This is a genomic window from Thioalkalivibrio sp. ALJ3, from assembly GCF_000377205.1.
In the GTDB taxonomy this organism is placed as follows: Bacteria; Pseudomonadota; Gammaproteobacteria; order Ectothiorhodospirales; family Ectothiorhodospiraceae; genus Thioalkalivibrio.
Genome location: NZ_KB897914.1, coordinates 1 through 15342, shown reverse-complemented (window position 1 = coordinate 15342; position 15342 = coordinate 1). Strand labels below are relative to the sequence as shown.

At 63.1% G+C, this 15342-nt stretch carries 12 protein-coding genes, 1 tRNA gene and 1 pseudogene; all 14 read left to right on the top strand.

Features of this window, described 5'->3' with window-relative positions:
• Nucleotides 1-105, top strand: a pseudogene (locus C935_RS13230) (elongation factor Tu); the annotation flags it as partial.
• Nucleotides 106-191: 86 nt separating this feature from the next.
• A tRNA-Trp gene (locus C935_RS0112590) sits at nt 192-267 on the top strand.
• A gap of 39 nt (nt 268-306) precedes the next feature.
• Complete coding sequence (secE, locus tag C935_RS0112585) at nt 307-672, top strand: preprotein translocase subunit SecE (RefSeq protein ID WP_018862846.1); 366 nt, start codon at nt 307-309, stop codon at nt 670-672.
• A 16-nt stretch (nt 673-688) separates the two neighbouring features.
• Nucleotides 689-1222 carry a transcription termination/antitermination protein NusG gene (gene nusG, locus C935_RS0112580; protein WP_018862845.1) on the top strand — a complete coding sequence of 178 codons (534 nt, stop codon included), beginning with the start codon at nt 689-691 and terminating at the stop codon, nt 1220-1222.
• A gap of 62 nt (nt 1223-1284) precedes the next feature.
• The gene (rplK, locus tag C935_RS0112575) at nt 1285-1716 is read left to right on the top strand and encodes a 50S ribosomal protein L11 (protein ID WP_018862844.1); all 432 of its coding nucleotides are present in this window, start codon (nt 1285-1287) and stop codon (nt 1714-1716) included.
• Between the two features lies 1 nt (nt 1717).
• Nucleotides 1718-2413, top strand: coding sequence for a 50S ribosomal protein L1 (gene rplA / locus C935_RS0112570; protein ID WP_018862843.1), 696 nt, complete (start codon nt 1718-1720; stop codon nt 2411-2413).
• 214 nt (nt 2414-2627) lie between these two features.
• On the top strand, nt 2628-3149 hold the full coding sequence (rplJ, locus tag C935_RS0112565; RefSeq protein ID WP_026278794.1) for a 50S ribosomal protein L10: 522 nt from the start codon (nt 2628-2630) through the stop codon (nt 3147-3149).
• A 67-nt stretch (nt 3150-3216) separates the two neighbouring features.
• Nucleotides 3217-3597, top strand: coding sequence for a 50S ribosomal protein L7/L12 (gene rplL, locus C935_RS0112560; protein WP_018137615.1), 381 nt, complete (start codon nt 3217-3219; stop codon nt 3595-3597).
• A 130-nt stretch (nt 3598-3727) separates the two neighbouring features.
• Nucleotides 3728-7807, top strand: coding sequence for a DNA-directed RNA polymerase subunit beta (gene rpoB / locus C935_RS0112555; RefSeq protein ID WP_018862841.1), 4080 nt, complete (start codon nt 3728-3730; stop codon nt 7805-7807).
• 73 nt (nt 7808-7880) lie between these two features.
• On the top strand, nt 7881-12101 hold the full coding sequence (gene rpoC / locus C935_RS0112550; protein WP_018862840.1) for a DNA-directed RNA polymerase subunit beta': 4221 nt from the start codon (nt 7881-7883) through the stop codon (nt 12099-12101).
• Nucleotides 12102-12210: 109 nt separating this feature from the next.
• Nucleotides 12211-12588, top strand: a complete 378-nt coding sequence (gene rpsL, locus C935_RS0112545; RefSeq protein WP_018862839.1) for a 30S ribosomal protein S12 — start codon at nt 12211-12213, stop codon at nt 12586-12588.
• A 26-nt stretch (nt 12589-12614) separates the two neighbouring features.
• Nucleotides 12615-13082: a 30S ribosomal protein S7 gene (gene rpsG, locus C935_RS0112540; protein WP_012983536.1), complete on the top strand. Its 468-nt coding sequence runs from the start codon at nt 12615-12617 to the stop codon at nt 13080-13082.
• Nucleotides 13083-13104: 22 nt separating this feature from the next.
• The gene (gene fusA / locus C935_RS0112535) at nt 13105-15201 is read left to right on the top strand and encodes an elongation factor G (protein WP_018862838.1); all 2097 of its coding nucleotides are present in this window, start codon (nt 13105-13107) and stop codon (nt 15199-15201) included.
• Nucleotides 15202-15246: 45 nt separating this feature from the next.
• Nucleotides 15247-15342: GTP-binding protein (locus tag C935_RS12835; protein ID WP_018137563.1), on the top strand; the 96-nt coding region annotated here is incomplete at its 3' end.

Here is a 15342-nt window from a genome sequence, read left to right as displayed (position 1 = left end):
GTGTCGCTGATCAGCCCGATCGCGATGGAAGATGGTCTGCGCTTTGCGATCCGTGAAGGCGGCCGCACCGTCGGCGCCGGCGTCGTATCCAAGATCATCGAGTGATACAGTAGATAAGTTGAACGATCGACCGCGAGAGGCGGCGCCCGGTGCGTCGTCTCTCGCGTTTGTTTCTTGTCGATTCGATTTTTAGGCCAGTAGCTCAATTGGCAGAGCAGCGGTCTCCAAAACCGCAGGTTGGGGGTTCGAGTCCCTCCTGGCCTGCCATCTTCACCGATGGCGGCGAGTACCGGGTGATACGTATTCATGAGTGAACAATCGGAACAGACCGGCGGGCTGGATACCTTCAAGCTCGCGGTAGCCGTGGCGCTGCTGATTGCCGGCGTCATGGGCTTCTATTGGTTCTCGGACGAGTCCACTCTGATCCGTGTGCTCGGGCTGCTGGCCGTGGTCGGCGTGGCCGTGGCGATTGGCATGACCACGGCGAAGGGGCATCAGCTGGCGGCCTTCATGGGCAATGCCCGTACCGAGGTGCGCAAGATGGTCTGGCCGACCCGGGTCGAGACCACGCAGACCACGCTGATCGTCATCGCCGTCGTGATCATGGTGGGGATCTTCCTCTGGCTCCTGGACATGTTCCTGGGCTGGGGTATCAGTCGTTTCATCGGTTAGTCACAGGATTCTCTCCATGGCATTACGCTGGTACGTCGTACAGGCATTCTCGGGCTTCGAGGCCCAGGTGAAGCGGTCCCTGGAGGAGCGCGTCGAGCGTTTCGGCATGCAGGACCACTTCGGCCAGATCCTGGTGCCCACCGAAGAGGTCGTCGAGATGAAAGACGGCCAGAAGCGCAAGAGCGAGCGCAAGTTCTTCCCGGGCTATGTGCTGGTGCAGATGGACCTGAACGACGAGGCCTGGCACCTGGTCAAGGCCGTGCCGCGTGTGCTCGGTTTTATCGGCGGTACTGCCGATCGTCCGGCTCCGATCAGTGACAAGGAAGCCGATGCCATCCTGCAGCGTATGCAGGAAGGTGCCGAGAAGCCGCGCCCGAAGGTCCTGTTCGAAGTGGGCGAGATGGTGCGCGTCATCGACGGCCCGTTCAACGATTTCAACGGCGTGGTCGAGGAAGTGAACTACGAGAAGAGCCGCCTCCTCGTCGCCGTACAGATTTTTGGTCGCTCGACACCCGTGGAACTCGAGTTCCACCAAGTCGAGAAAACCTGACGTACTGACGTCACCACTGCTAGTCGGGGAGCCGCGAGGCGCTTGCACCCGAGGGAGTCATCATGGCGAAGAAAATCGAAGCGTATATCAAGCTTCAGGTGCCCGCCGGCAAGGCCAATCCGAGTCCGCCCGTCGGGCCGGCGCTGGGTCAGCGCGGCGTGAACATCATGGAGTTCTGCAAGGCGTTTAACGCCCAGACCCAGGAAACGGAGCCCGGTCTGCCGATTCCGGTGGTGATTACCGTCTATTCGGATCGCAGCTTTACCTTCATCACCAAGACGCCGCCAGCGGCGATCCTGCTGAAGAAGGCTGCGGGCGTGCAGAAGGGGTCCGGCGAGCCGAATACCAGCAAGGTTGGCACCGTGACTCGGGCGCAGCTCGAGGAAATCGCGAAGACCAAGGAGCCGGATCTGACCGCCGCCGATCTGGACGCCGCGGTGCGCACCATTGCTGGCAGTGCCCGTAGCATGGGTCTCGAAGTGGAGGGCCTCTGACATGGCGAAAATGACCAAGCGAATGAAGGCCATCCGCGAAAAGGTCGAGCCGGGCCGCCTGTATCCGGCGACCGAGGCCTTTGATCTGCTGCGTGAGCTGCCGAAGGCGAAGTTCCGCGAGTCGGTTGACGTGGCGGTGAACCTCGGCGTGGACCCGCGCAAATCCGATCAGGTCGTGCGTGGCTCCACCGTGCTGCCGCACGGCAATGGCAAGAGCGTGCGCGTGGCCGTGTTCACCCAGGGCGCCAATGCCGACGCCGCGAAGGAAGCCGGTGCCGATGTGGTGGGCATGGACGATCTCGCCGAACAGGTGAAGGCCGGCCAGATGGACTTCGACGTGGTGATCGCCTCCCCGGACGCGATGCGGGTCGTCGGTCAGCTCGGCCAGATCCTGGGCCCGCGCGGCCTGATGCCGAACCCGAAGGTCGGCACCGTGACGCCGGATGTGGCCACTGCGGTGACCAACGCCAAGAGTGGCCAGGTGCGCTACCGCACCGACAAGGGCGGGATCGTGCACTGCACCATCGGTGCGGCCGACTTCGATTCGAACTCGCTGGCGGACAACCTGAACGCTTTGCTGGCGGATCTGGTCAAGATGAAGCCAGCGACCTCGAAGGGCCAGTACGTCAAGGGGGTCACGGTCTCCACGACGATGGGCCCGGGCGTGAAGGTCGATCAGGCATCGCTGTCACTGTAAGAAGTTTTTTGGTTTTTGGTCGGCTGTCGCGCAAGCGGCACGCCATCCAAGACCGCAGGCGCCACCCCGTTCTCGGGGTGGCTTAATCCACCAGCCTGCGCAGATGGTGTCACCCGATTCAGGAAGTACCTGCGACGGGAGCACCGAAGTGCCGGGTTCGCCCGGTTTCACGACCGCCTCCGGGTGGTCTCACTAGAGGAGAGTCAACGTGGCTTTGAATCTCGACGACAAGAAGGCGATTGTCTCGGAGCTGGCTACGGTTGCTGCCTCGGCGCATTCCGCGGTCGCCGCGGAATACCGGGGTCTCTCGGTCGCGCAGATGACCGACCTTCGTCGGCAGGCCCGCAATTCCGGGGTCTATCTGCGGGTGGTGAAGAACAACCTAGCCAAGCGTGCCATTGAGGGTACGGATTTCGCGTGCATGCAGCCCGAGCTGCATGGCCCGCTGATCCTGGCCTTCAGCGAGGAGGAGCCTGGCTCCGCTGCGCGCCTGGTGAAGTCCTTCGCCAAGGAAAACGAACAGCTGAAGGTCCGGATGGTGTCCTTTGGTGGGCAGCTGATGGGGGCGAATGATCTCGATCGCCTCGCCAGCCTGCCGACGCGTGATGAAGCGCTTGCGCAGCTTCTCGCCACCATGAAGGCGCCGCTCGACAAGTTCGCCCGTACGGTGAACGAAGTCCCGGGCAAGCTCGTGCGTACCGTTGCAGCAATTCGTGACCAGAAACAGGCAGCCTGAATCTCATCAAGCCGTTTCTGAGCAAGTACTGAATGAATACGGGTGTTCCCCGTTAGGAGAGTAAAAAATGGCCGTTTCGAAAGAAGACATCCTGGAAGCCATCGGCAACATGACGGTCCTGGAAATCGTGGACCTGATCAGCGAGATGGAAGAGAAGTTCGGCGTTTCCGCCGCTGCCGCCGTCGCGGCCGCCCCGGCTGCCGCTGGTGGTGGTGAAGCCGCAGCTGCCGAAGCCAAGGACGAGTTCGACGTTGTCATGTCCAGCTTTGGCGAGAACAAGGTTGGCGTGATCAAGGTCGTCCGTGGCCTGACCGGTCTGGGCCTGAAGGAGGCCAAGGAAATGGTCGAAGGCGTGCCGGCCACCGTGAAGGAAGGCGCGGCGAAGGAAGAAGCCGAGAAGATGAAGGCGGAGCTGGAAGAGGCTGGCGCCACTGTCGAACTGAAGTAAAAGGCGCTTGCGCCTGTTGTTTTCGTGTACATCACGAAGCCCTGAGGCTGGCGGCCTTCCGGTCGTCAGCCTCAGCCCGTGGTGGCGCGGGTTTTTTCGCGCGTTGTTCAGCTAGCCGCCGAGGTAAGCCATGGCCCTCAGTTATACCGAAAAGAAACGTATCCGCAAGGACTTCGGGAAGCGTCCCCAGATCCTGGACGTCCCGTATCTGCTGGAAACCCAGTTGACCTCCTATCGGGATTTCCTGCAGGCCGAAAAGGGTCCGGACGCGCGCCAGGTGCTGGGCCTGCACGCGGCGTTTCAGTCGGTGTTCCCGATTGTTAGCTATTCCGGTCATGTCCAGCTCGAGTACGTCAGCTACCGCCTGGGCGAGCCGCTGTTCGATGTGAAGGAATGCCAGATCCGCGGCGTGACCTACGCGGCCCCGCTGCGTGTGCTGCTGCGCCTGGTGATCCACGACAAGGAGGCCCCGGCCGGCTCCACCGTGGTGAAGGAGGTCAAGGAGCAGGAGGTCTACATGGGCGAGATGCCGCTCATGACCGAGAACGGGACCTTCGTGATCAACGGCACCGAGCGCGTGATCGTCTCCCAGCTCCACCGTTCGCCCGGCGTGTTCTTCGACAGCGACCGTGGCAAGACTCAGGGCAGTGCCCAGAAGCTGCTCTACAACGCGCGCATTATTCCGTACCGCGGTTCCTGGCTGGACTTCGAGTTCGACGCCAAGGACGGGGTTTACGTGCGTATCGACCGTCGCCGCAAACTGCCGGCGTCGATCCTGCTGCGCGCGCTGGGCATGGATACCGAAGAGATCCTGTCCACCTTCTTTGAATTCAACCAGATCACCCTCGACGACGACGGCGGTGAACTGGACCTGATCCCCGAGCGTTTGCGCGGCGAGACCGCCGTGGTCGACATCACCGACGGCAAGAACGTGATCGTCGAGGCCGGGCGCCGGATTACCCCGCGGCATATCCGCGAGATCGAAAAGGCCGGCATCAACCGCCTGCGCGTGCCGGACGAGTACCTGCTCGGCCGCGTGCTGGCCAAGGGCGTGGTCGACGAGTCGACCGGCGAGTTGATGGCGGCCGCCAACGACCCGCTGACCCAGGAGTTGCTGGACAAGCTGCGCGCCGAGGGCGTGAAGTCGGTGGAGACCATCTACACCAACGACTACGACCATGGCCCGTTCATGTCGGACACCCTCCGTCTGGATCCGACCAAGACGCAGTTGGAGGCCCAGGTCGAAATCTATCGCGTGATGCGCCCCGGCGAGCCGCCGACCAAGGACGCCGCCGAGAACCTGTTCTCCAACCTGTTCTTCTCCGAGGACCGCTACGACCTGTCGGCGGTTGGCCGGATGAAGTTCAACCGCCGTGTCGGCCGCGATACCGACGAGGGTCCGGGCGTGCTGTCGCCCGAGGACATCCTCGATGTGCTCAAGGTCCTGATCGACCTGCGCAACGGCAACGGCCGCACCGACGACATCGACCACCTCGGCAACCGCCGCATCCGCAGCGTGGGCGAGATGGCCGAGAACCAGTTCCGCCTGGGCCTGGTGCGCGTCGAGCGTGCGGTCAAGGAGCGTCTGACCGTCGCCGAGAGCGAGGGCCTGATGCCGCAGGAGCTGATCAACGCCAAGCCGGTGGCGGCCGCGGTCAAGGAGTTCTTCGGGTCCAGCCAGCTGTCGCAGTTCATGGACCAGAACAACCCGCTGTCCGAGGTGACGCACAAGCGTCGCATCTCCGCGCTGGGCCCGGGCGGCCTGACGCGCGAACGCGCGGGCTTCGAGGTGCGCGATGTGCACCCGACCCACTATGGCCGTGTCTGCCCGATCGAGACGCCGGAGGGCCCGAACATCGGCCTGATCAACTCGCTGGCCGTGTACGCCCGTACCAACCGTTACGGCTTCCTCGAGACCCCGTACCGCAAGGTCGAGGAGGGCAAGGTCACCGACGAGATCGTGTATCTCTCCGCGATCGAGGAGAGCCAGTACGTGATCGCCCAGGCGAACGCGGCGATGGACGAGCAAGGGCGTCTGACCGACGACCTGGTCTCCTGCCGCTTCCAGGAGGAATTCACGATCTCGACGACGGACAAGATCCAGTACATGGATATCTCGCCGAAACAGATCGTGTCCGTGGCGGCCGCGCTGCTGCCGTTCCTCGAGCATGATGATGCGAACCGCGCCCTGATGGGTGCGAACATGCAGCGTCAGGCCGTGCCGTGCCTGCGCGCGGACAAGCCGCTGGTCGGTACCGGTATTGAGCGCACCGTGGCCATCGACTCCGGTTCCGCGATCGTCGCCAAGCGCGGCGGTACGGTCGATTCCGTGGACGCCGCCCGCGTGGTGGTGCGCGTGAACGACGACGAAACCGTCGCCGGCGAGCCGGGTGTCGATATCTACAACCTGACCAAGTACTCGCGTTCCAACCAGAACACCAGCATCAACCAGCGTCCGCTGGTCGCGGTGGGCGACGAAATTGCCCGTGGCGACGTGCTGGCCGATGGTTCCTCGACCGATCTCGGCGAGCTGGCCCTGGGGCAGAACATGATGGTCGCGTTCATGCCCTGGAACGGCTACAACTTCGAGGATTCCATCCTGATCTCCGAGCGCGTGGTGCAGGAAGACCGCTACACCACGATCCATATCGAGGAGCTCAACTGTGTCGCGCGCGACACCAAGCTGGGCCAGGAAGAGATTACCGCGGACATCCCGAACGTCTCCGAGTCGCTGCTGGCCAAGCTGGACGAGTCCGGTGTGGTCTATGTCGGCGCCGAGGTGAACCCGGGCGACATCCTGGTCGGCAAGGTCACGCCCAAGGGCGAGACCCAGCTGACCCCGGAAGAGAAGCTCCTGAGGGCCATTTTTGGCGAGAAGGCCTCGGACGTGAAGGATACCTCCCTGCGTGTGCCGTCCGGCATCGAGGGCACGGTGATCGACGTGCGCGTGTTCACCCGCGATGGTGTGGAGAAGGATGCGCGCGCCAAGTCGATCGAGGAAGACGACCTCGCCGCGGTCAAGAAGGACCTTAAGGACCAGCTGCGGATCTACGAGGACGACATCTATGCCCGCGTCGAGAAGCTGCTGGTCAACAAGGCCGCCGCCGGTGGCCCCGAAGGGCTGGGTGACGGCTCCAAGGTCACCAAGAAGTACCTGCAGGGATTGTCCCGCGACCAGTGGTTCGAGGTGCGCCTGAAGGACGACGCCGTGAACTCCCAGCTGGAGGACCTCGGTCGCCAGCTGCAGGAACAGCACGAGCTGTTCGACAAGAAGTTCGAGCACCAGAAGGCCAAGGTCGCCGCGGGCGACGACCTGCCGCCGGGCGTGCAGAAGATGGTCAAGGTCTACGTGGCCGTGAAGCGCCGTTTGCAGCCGGGCGACAAGATGGCCGGTCGTCACGGGAACAAGGGCGTGATCTCGATGATCGTGCCGGAAGAGGATATGCCGTTCCTCGACGACGGTACCCCGGTCGACGTGGTCCTGAACCCGCTGGGCGTACCCTCGCGTATGAACGTCGGACAGGTACTGGAGGTGCATCTGGGCTGGGCCGCGAAGGGGCTGGGCGACAAGATCAACCGCATGCTGGAGGCGCAGGCCGAAATCGCGAAGCTGCGCGAGCTCCTGGGCCAGATCTACAACCACCGTGACAAGAAGGTCGATCTCGATTCCATGTCGGATGCGGAGATCATTGCGCTTTGCCGCAACCTGCGCGGTGGCGTTCCGATGGCCACGCCGGTGTTCGATGGTGCCGAGGAGGCCGAGATCAAGGAGATGCTGCGGTTGGCCGATCTGCCCGAAACAGGGCAGGCCGAGTTGTTCGACGGCCGCACCGGCGACTCCTTCGATCGCCCGGTGACCGTCGGCTACATGCACATGCTGAAACTGAACCACCTGGTCGACGACAAGATGCATGCGCGCTCGACCGGCCCGTACTCGCTGGTGACCCAGCAGCCGCTGGGCGGTAAGGCGCAGTTCGGTGGCCAGCGCTTCGGCGAGATGGAGGTCTGGGCGCTGGAGGCCTACGGCGCCGCCTACACCCTGCAGGAAATGCTGACGGTGAAGGCGGACGACGTGCAGGGCCGCAACAAGATGTACAAGAACATCGTCGACGGCGAGCACCACATGGAGGCCAACGTCCCCGAGTCGTTCAACGTGCTCATGAAGGAGATCAAGGCGCTCGGCATCAATATCGAGCTGGAGCAGGACTGATCTCCTCCGATCCGAATGTGATCCGAAGGGGTGCAGGGCACCCCTCGACCCAAAGCTTTGTGAGGCATAGCGAATGAAAGACCTCCTCAATCTGTTCAAGCAGCAGACCCAGCCGGAAGAGTTCGATGCGATCCGTATCGGCCTGGCCTCCGCGGACCAGATCCGTTCGTGGTCCTTCGGCGAGGTGAAGAAGCCGGAGACCATCAACTACCGGACCTTCAAGCCGGAGCGCGATGGCCTGTTCTGCGCCAAGATCTTCGGCCCGGTGAAGGATTACGAATGCCTGTGCGGCAAGTACAAGCGCCTCAAGCACCGGGGTGTGGTCTGCGAGAAGTGCGGCGTCGAGGTGACCCAGACCAAGGTGCGCCGCGAGCGCATGGGGCACATCGACCTGGCCTCGCCGGTCGCGCACATCTGGTACCTGAAGAGCCTGCCGTCGCGCATCGGGCTGCTGCTCGACATGACCCTGAAGGACATCGAGAAGGTGCTCTACTTCGAGTCCTTCATCGTGATCGACCCGGGCTTCACCACGCTGGAGAAGCGCCAGCTCCTGACCGACGAGGAATACCTCGAGGCGATGGAGGAGCACGGTGACGACTTCACCGCGATGATGGGTGCCGAGGCCGTGCTTTCCCTGCTCAAGGAGATGGACCTGCAGGGCGAGGCCGCGAAGCTGCGCCAGGACCTCTCCGAGACCGGCTCCGAGACCAAGATCAAACGTCTGGGCAAGCGCCTCAAGCTGATCGAATCGTTCCTGGACTCCGGCAACAAGCCGGAGTGGATGATCATGTCCGTGCTGCCGGTGCTGCCGCCGGACCTGCGTCCGCTGGTGCCACTGGACGGTGGCCGCTTCGCGACCTCTGACCTCAACGACCTGTACCGCCGGGTGATCAACCGCAACAACCGGCTGCGCCGCCTGCTGGAGCTGAATGCGCCGGACATCATCGTGCGCAACGAAAAGCGCATGCTGCAGGAGTCCGTGGATGCGCTGCTGGACAACGGCCGTCGCGGCCGTGCGATCACCGGCACCAACAAGCGCCCGCTGAAGTCCCTGGCCGACATGATCAAGGGCAAGCAGGGCCGCTTCCGCCAGAACCTGCTGGGCAAGCGTGTCGACTACTCCGGCCGTTCCGTGATCGTGGTTGGCCCGACCCTGCGTCTGCACCAGTGCGGCCTGCCCAAGCGCATGGCGCTGGAACTGTTCAAGCCGTTCATCTTCGGCAAGCTGCAGCGCCGTGGACTGGCCACCACCATCAAGGCCGCCAAGAAGGCCGTGGAGAAGGAAGGCCCCGAGGTCTGGGATATCCTCGAAGAGGTGATCCGCGAGCACCCGGTGATGCTGAACCGCGCGCCGACCCTGCACCGCCTGGGCATCCAGGCGTTCGAGCCGGTGCTGATCGAAGGCAAGGCGATCCAGCTGCACCCGCTGGTCTGCGCCGCGTTCAACGCCGACTTCGACGGCGACCAGATGGCCGTACACGTGCCGCTGTCGCTGGAGGCCCAGTTGGAGGCGCGCACGCTCATGCTGTCTTCCAACAACGTGCTCTCTCCGGCTAACGGCGAGCCGATCATCGTGCCGTCGCAGGACATCGTGCTGGGCTTGTACTACCTCTCGCGCGAGAAGGTGAACGCGAAGGGTGAGGGCATGACCTTCTCCGACGTGGACGAGGTGCACCGCGCCTATGAACACAAGCAGGTCGATCTGCATGCCCGGATCACCGTGCGCATCGCCGACACCATGGCCGATGTGGCCGACGGTGAACCGCTGCCGTCCATGCGTGTGGAAACCACCGTCGGTCGCGCGATTCTGTCGCGCATTATGCCGAAGGGCCTGCCGTTCGAGCTGATCGACCGCGAGCTGAACAAGAAGACCATCTCCGCGCTGATCAACTCGTGCTATCGCCGCCTGGGTCTGAAGGACACGGTGGTGTTCGCGGACCAACTGATGTACGCGGGCTTCTACTACTCCACCCGCGCCGGCGTGTCGTTCTGTGCCGATGACATGGTCATCCCGGACGAGAAGCACCCGATCCTGCAGCACGCCGAGGACCAGGTGAAGGAGATCGAGGATCAGTACGCCTCGGGTCTGGTCACCAAGGGCGAGCGCTACAACAAGGTCGTGGACATCTGGTCGCACTGCAATGACCAGGTCGCCAAGGCGATGATGGAGCGGCTCGGCAAGGAACAGGTGACCAATGCCGAGGGCGAGACGGTCGAGCAGAGCTCGTTCAACTCGATCTTCATGATGGCCGATTCCGGCGCGCGTGGTTCCGCCGCCCAGATCCGTCAGCTGGCGGGGATGCGCGGTCTGATGGCCAAGCCGGACGGCTCCATCATCGAGACGCCGATCACCGCGAACTTCCGCGAGGGTCTGAACGTTCTGCAGTACTTCATCTCGACCCACGGCGCGCGCAAGGGTCTGGCCGATACCGCGCTGAAGACCGCGAACTCCGGTTACCTGACCCGCCGTCTGGTGGATGTATCGCAGGACGTGGTGGTCACGCAGCACGACTGCGGAACCCAGCAGGGCCTGATGATGAAGCCGATCATCGAGGGCGGTGACGTGGTCGAGCCGCTGCGCGATCGCGTACTGGGCCGTACCACGGCGGTGGATGTCCATCGCCCGGGTACCGACGAGGTCCTGATCCCGGCGGGAACGCTGCTGGATGAGGCGATGGTCGACAAGCTCGACGCCGCCTCGGTGGACGAGGTGCTGGTGCGCTCCGCGATTACCTGCGAGACCCGTCAGGGTATCTGTGCCAAGTGCTACGGTCGCGATCTGGCCCGTGGCCACGAGGTTAACGAGGGCGAAGCGGTGGGCGTGATCGCCGCGCAGTCCATCGGTGAGCCGGGTACGCAGCTGACCATGCGTACCTTCCATATTGGTGGTGCGGCCAGCCGTGCGGTAACGGTCAGCGCGATCCAGGTGAAGAATGCCGGGGCCGTGCGTCTGCACAACCTGAAGACCGTCACCAACAAGGCGGACAACCTGGTCGCGGTGTCGCGTTCCGGGGAGCTGGGCGTGATCGACGACCAGGGTCGCGAGCGCGAGCGCTACAAGATCCCGTATGGCGCCACCATTACCGTGAAGGACGGCGATGCGGTCGAGGCCGGTCAGGAAGTCGCGACCTGGGATCCGCATACCCATCCGATCGTCACCGAAGTGGGCGGCTACATCCGTCTGGCGGACTTCGTCGAGAACGTCACGGTCACCAAGGAGACCGACGAGTTCACTGGCCTGTCGCAGAACGTGGTGCTCGATCCGAAGAGCCGCTCCAGCGCTGGCAAGGACCTGCGTCCGACGGTCAAGCTGGTCGACGACGACGGCAACGAGGTGTACATCCCGGGCACTGACATGCCCGCGCAGTACATGCTGCCGGCCAATGCGATCTTCAATCTCGAGGACAACGGCCGTGTCGAGGTCGGCGATGTTATCGCGCGGCTGCCACAGGAGTCGTCCAAGACCCGCGACATCACGGGCGGCCTGCCGCGTGTGGCCGACCTGTTCGAGGCTCGTCGTCCGAAGGAACCCGCGGTGCTGGCCGAGATCTCCGGCACCGTCTCGTTCGGCAAGGAGACCAAGGGCAAGCAGCGCCTGGTGATTACTCCGGACCAGGGCGATCCGGTCGAGATGCTGATCCCGAAACTGCGCACCGTGAACGTGTTCGAGGGCGAGCGCGTGGAGCGTGGCGAGGTCGTGGTCGATGGCGAGCTGGATCCGCACGACATCCTGCGGCTGCGCGGCGTAACGACCCTGGCCGAGTATCAGGTCCAGGAGATCCAGGACGTCTACCGCTTGCAGGGCGTGAAGATCAATGACAAACACATCGAAGTCATTGTTCGCCAGATGATGCGCAAGGTGAACATCGTCAACCCGGGTGACACCAAGTTCCTCGCGGGCGACCAGGTCGATCGCAACCGTGTCCTGGAGGAGAACGAGAAGCTGGGTGATGACCAGCAACCAGCGACCTACGAGCGCGTGCTGCTCGGGATCACCAAGGCCTCGCTGGTCACCGAGTCGTTCATCTCTGCGGCTTCGTTCCAGGAGACCACCCGTGTGCTGACCGAGGCGTCCACCCGTGGCGCCCGTGACGACTTGCGTGGCCTGAAGGAGAACGTGATTGTGGGTCGCCTGATCCCGGCCGGGACGGGGTTGGCCTATCACAAGGAACGTCGCCGCAAGCGCGAGCTGGAAATGCCGGAGTTCGAAAGCATCGAGGAGGAATCGGCGGTGACCGCCGACGTCGAATCCGATGCGTCGGGCCCGGAAGCTACTGGGGAAGGCTCCGAATAGCCTCCTCTTCTGTTGACACCTCAGGGGGCGGCGATTAGAATTCCGCTCCCTCGACAGGCCGGTCACGGCGCCGGCCTGTCGTTATTTTTAGGCTAGGAGAAAGGGTTTCATGGCCACGATCAATCAGTTGGTACGCAAGCCCCGCAAGCGCCCCGTCGAGAAGAGTGCGGTGCCGGCGCTGCAGGGTTCGCCGCAGAAGCGCGGGGTATGCACCCGTGTCTACACGACCACGCCGAAGAAGCCGAATTCCGCGCTGCGCAAGGTTGCGCGCGTGCGTCTGACCAATGGCTACGAAGTGAGTAGCTATATCGGCGGCGAGGGCCACAACCTCCAGGAACACTCGGTGGTCCTGATTCGTGGCGGTCGTGTGAAAGATCTTCCCGGTGTGCGCTACCACACGGTGCGTGGCTCCCTGGATACCCAGGGTGTGCAGAACCGCACCCAGGGTCGTTCCAAGTACGGCACCAAGCGCCCGAAGAAATCCTAACCGTGTACAAGAGCGGGAACTGAAACATGTCGAGAAGAGCAGCTGCCCCCAAGCGTCACATCCTTCCTGATCCGAAATTCGGAAGCGAGCGCCTGGCCAAGTTCATCAATACCGTGATGCGTGACGGCAAGAAGTCCGTCGCCGAACAGGTCGTGTACGGCGCGCTGGACCAGATCGAGTCCAAGCAGGGTGACGGCATGGGTGCGCTGGAACGCGCGCTGGACAACATTCGTCCGCGCGTCGAGGTGAAGTCTCGTCGTGTGGGTGGCGCCACCTACCAGGTGCCGGTCGAGGTTCGCTCCGTACGTCAGGATGCCCTGGCGATGCGTTGGGTGGTGGAAGCGGCCCGCAAGCGCGGCGAACGCACGATGGCGCTGAAGCTGGCGGGCGAGCTGATGGACGCCGCCGATGCCAAGGGCTCCGCCGTGAAGAAGCGCGAAGACACTCACCGCATGGCGGAAGCGAACAAGGCGTTCGCCCACTTCCGCTGGTAAAACCGATTTAGAGAGGCTCAACGTGGCACGCAAGACCCCACTGAAGCGCTACCGGAACATCGGGATCAGCGCGCACATCGACGCCGGCAAGACGACGACGACCGAGCGCATCCTGTTTTACACCGGTCTGTCGCACAAGATCGGCGAGGTGCATGAAGGCGCCGCCACGATGGACTGGATGGAGCAGGAGCAGGAGCGCGGGATCACCATCACCTCCGCGGCGACCACCTGCTTCTGGCAGGGCATGGCCCAGCAGTTCCCGGAGCATCGCGTCAACATCATCGACACCCCGGGGCACGTGGACTTCACCATCGAAGTCGAGCGTTCCATGCGTGTCCTGGACGGTGCGGTGATGGTTTACTGCGCCGTGGGTGGCGTGCAGCCGCAGTCCGAGACCGTCTGGCGGCAGGCCACGAAATACTCCGTGCCGCGTATGGCGTTCGTCAACAAGATGGACCGCGCCGGTGCCGACTTCCTGCGTGTCTACGAGCAGATGAAGGAGCGCCTGCAGGCGAACCCGGTCCCGATCCAGCTGCCGATCGGTGCCGAGGACAACTTCCGCGGCGTGATCGACCTGGTCAAGATGCAGGCGATCTTCTGGGACGATGAAAATTACGGGATTTCCTTCGAGTACAAGGACATCCCCGACGAACTGAAGGCCGAGGCCGAGAAGTGGCGCGAGAACATGCTCGAGGCCGCCGCCGAGGCCAATGAAGAGCTGATGGACAAGTACCTCAACGAAGGTACGCTCAGCGAAGAAGAGGTCAAGCAGGCGATCCGCCACCGCACCATTGAGCTCGAGATCGTGCCGATGCTGTGCGGGTCCGCGTTCAAGAACAAGGGCGTGCAGGCCATGCTGGACGCCGTAGTGGAATACCTGCCGTCTCCGGAAGAGGTCAAGGCCATCAAGGGTGTGAAGGCCGGCACTGAGGAGCCCGTGGAAAAGCATGCCTCGGACGACGAGCCCTTTGCGGCGCTGGCGTTCAAGATCATGACCGACCCCTACGTCGGTTCGCTGACGTTCGTGCGGGTGTATTCCGGCGTGCTGAGTGCTGGCGATACCGTGCTCAATACGCAGAACAACCGTCGCGAGCGGATCGGCCGCATCCTGCAGATGCACTCCAACTCTCGCGAGGAGATCAAGGAGCTGCGAGCGGGCGACATTGGCGCAGTCGTTGGGCTCAAGGATCTGTATACCGGGAGCACGCTGTGCGCGCCGAACGACCCGGTCGAACTGGAACGCATGGAATTTCCGGAGCCGGTGATCTCGATCGCCGTCGAGCCGAAGACCAAGTCGGACCAGGAAAAGATGGGTATCGCGCTGAACAAGCTGGCGCAGGAAGATCCGTCATTCCGTGTGCGTACCGATGAAGAATCCGGCCAGACCATCATCTCCGGCATGGGTGAGCTTCACCTGGAGGTCCTGGTGGACCGCATGAAGCGCGAATTCAAGGTCGAGGCGAACGTCGGTCAGCCGCAGGTTGCCTACCGCGAGACGATCAAGAAGAGTGTCGAGTCCGAAGGCAAGTTTGTGCGTCAGTCGGGCGGTCGCGGTCAGTACGGCCATGTCTGGCTTCGCATCGAGCCGCAGGAGCCCGGTGATGGCTACGAGTTCGTCAACTCCATTGTTGGCGGCGTAGTGCCGAAGGACTACATCCCGGCCGTGAACAAGGGTGTCGAAGAGCAGATGGCCAACGGCGTGCTCGCCGGTTACCCGGTGGTGGACGTGAAGGTCACGCTGTTCGATGGCTCCTACCACGACGTGGACTCGAACGAGATGGCGTTCAAGGTTGCCGGCTCCATGGCCTTCAAGGAAGGCGCACTGAAAGCCGGTGCCGTGCTGCTCGAGCCGATGATGAAGGTCGAGGTCGAGACGCCGGAAGAGTACATGGGCGACGTGATGGGCGACCTCAATCGCCGCCGCGGCCTGGTCAAGGGCATGGAAGATGTCGCGGGCCAGAAGCTGTTGAAGGCGGAAGTCCCGCTGTCCGAGATGTTTGGTTATTCGACCCAGCTGCGCTCGATGAGCCAGGGCCGCGCCACCTATTCGATGGAGTTCGAAAAGTACTCCGAGGCGCCAGCCCAGGTGGCCGAAGCCGTGGCCGCGAAGGCCTCCTGATCCGAATCGCGTAATCCGAAAGAACTGTAGAAAGAGGTTTGAGCTGTGTCCAAGGAAAAGTTCGAGCGTAAGAAGCCGCATGTGAATGTGGGGACGATTGGTCATGTGGACCATGGCAAGACCACGCTGACGGCGGCGATG

Excerpts from the sequence above, each read along its gene's own strand:
- secE (WP_018862846.1), top strand. The coding sequence starts at position 307 with ATGAGTGAACAATCGGAACAGACCGGCGGGCTGGATACCTTCAAGCTC.
- nusG (WP_018862845.1), top strand. The coding sequence starts at position 689 with ATGGCATTACGCTGGTACGTCGTACAGGCATTCTCGGGCTTCGAGGCC.
- rplK (WP_018862844.1), top strand. The coding sequence starts at position 1,285 with ATGGCGAAGAAAATCGAAGCGTATATCAAGCTTCAGGTGCCCGCCGGC.
- rplA (WP_018862843.1), top strand. The coding sequence starts at position 1,718 with ATGGCGAAAATGACCAAGCGAATGAAGGCCATCCGCGAAAAGGTCGAG.
- rplL (WP_018137615.1), top strand. The coding sequence starts at position 3,217 with ATGGCCGTTTCGAAAGAAGACATCCTGGAAGCCATCGGCAACATGACG.
- rpoB (WP_018862841.1), top strand. The coding sequence starts at position 3,728 with ATGGCCCTCAGTTATACCGAAAAGAAACGTATCCGCAAGGACTTCGGG.
- rpoC (WP_018862840.1), top strand. The coding sequence starts at position 7,881 with ATGAAAGACCTCCTCAATCTGTTCAAGCAGCAGACCCAGCCGGAAGAG.
- rpsL (WP_018862839.1), top strand. The coding sequence starts at position 12,211 with ATGGCCACGATCAATCAGTTGGTACGCAAGCCCCGCAAGCGCCCCGTC.
- rpsG (WP_012983536.1), top strand. The coding sequence starts at position 12,615 with ATGTCGAGAAGAGCAGCTGCCCCCAAGCGTCACATCCTTCCTGATCCG.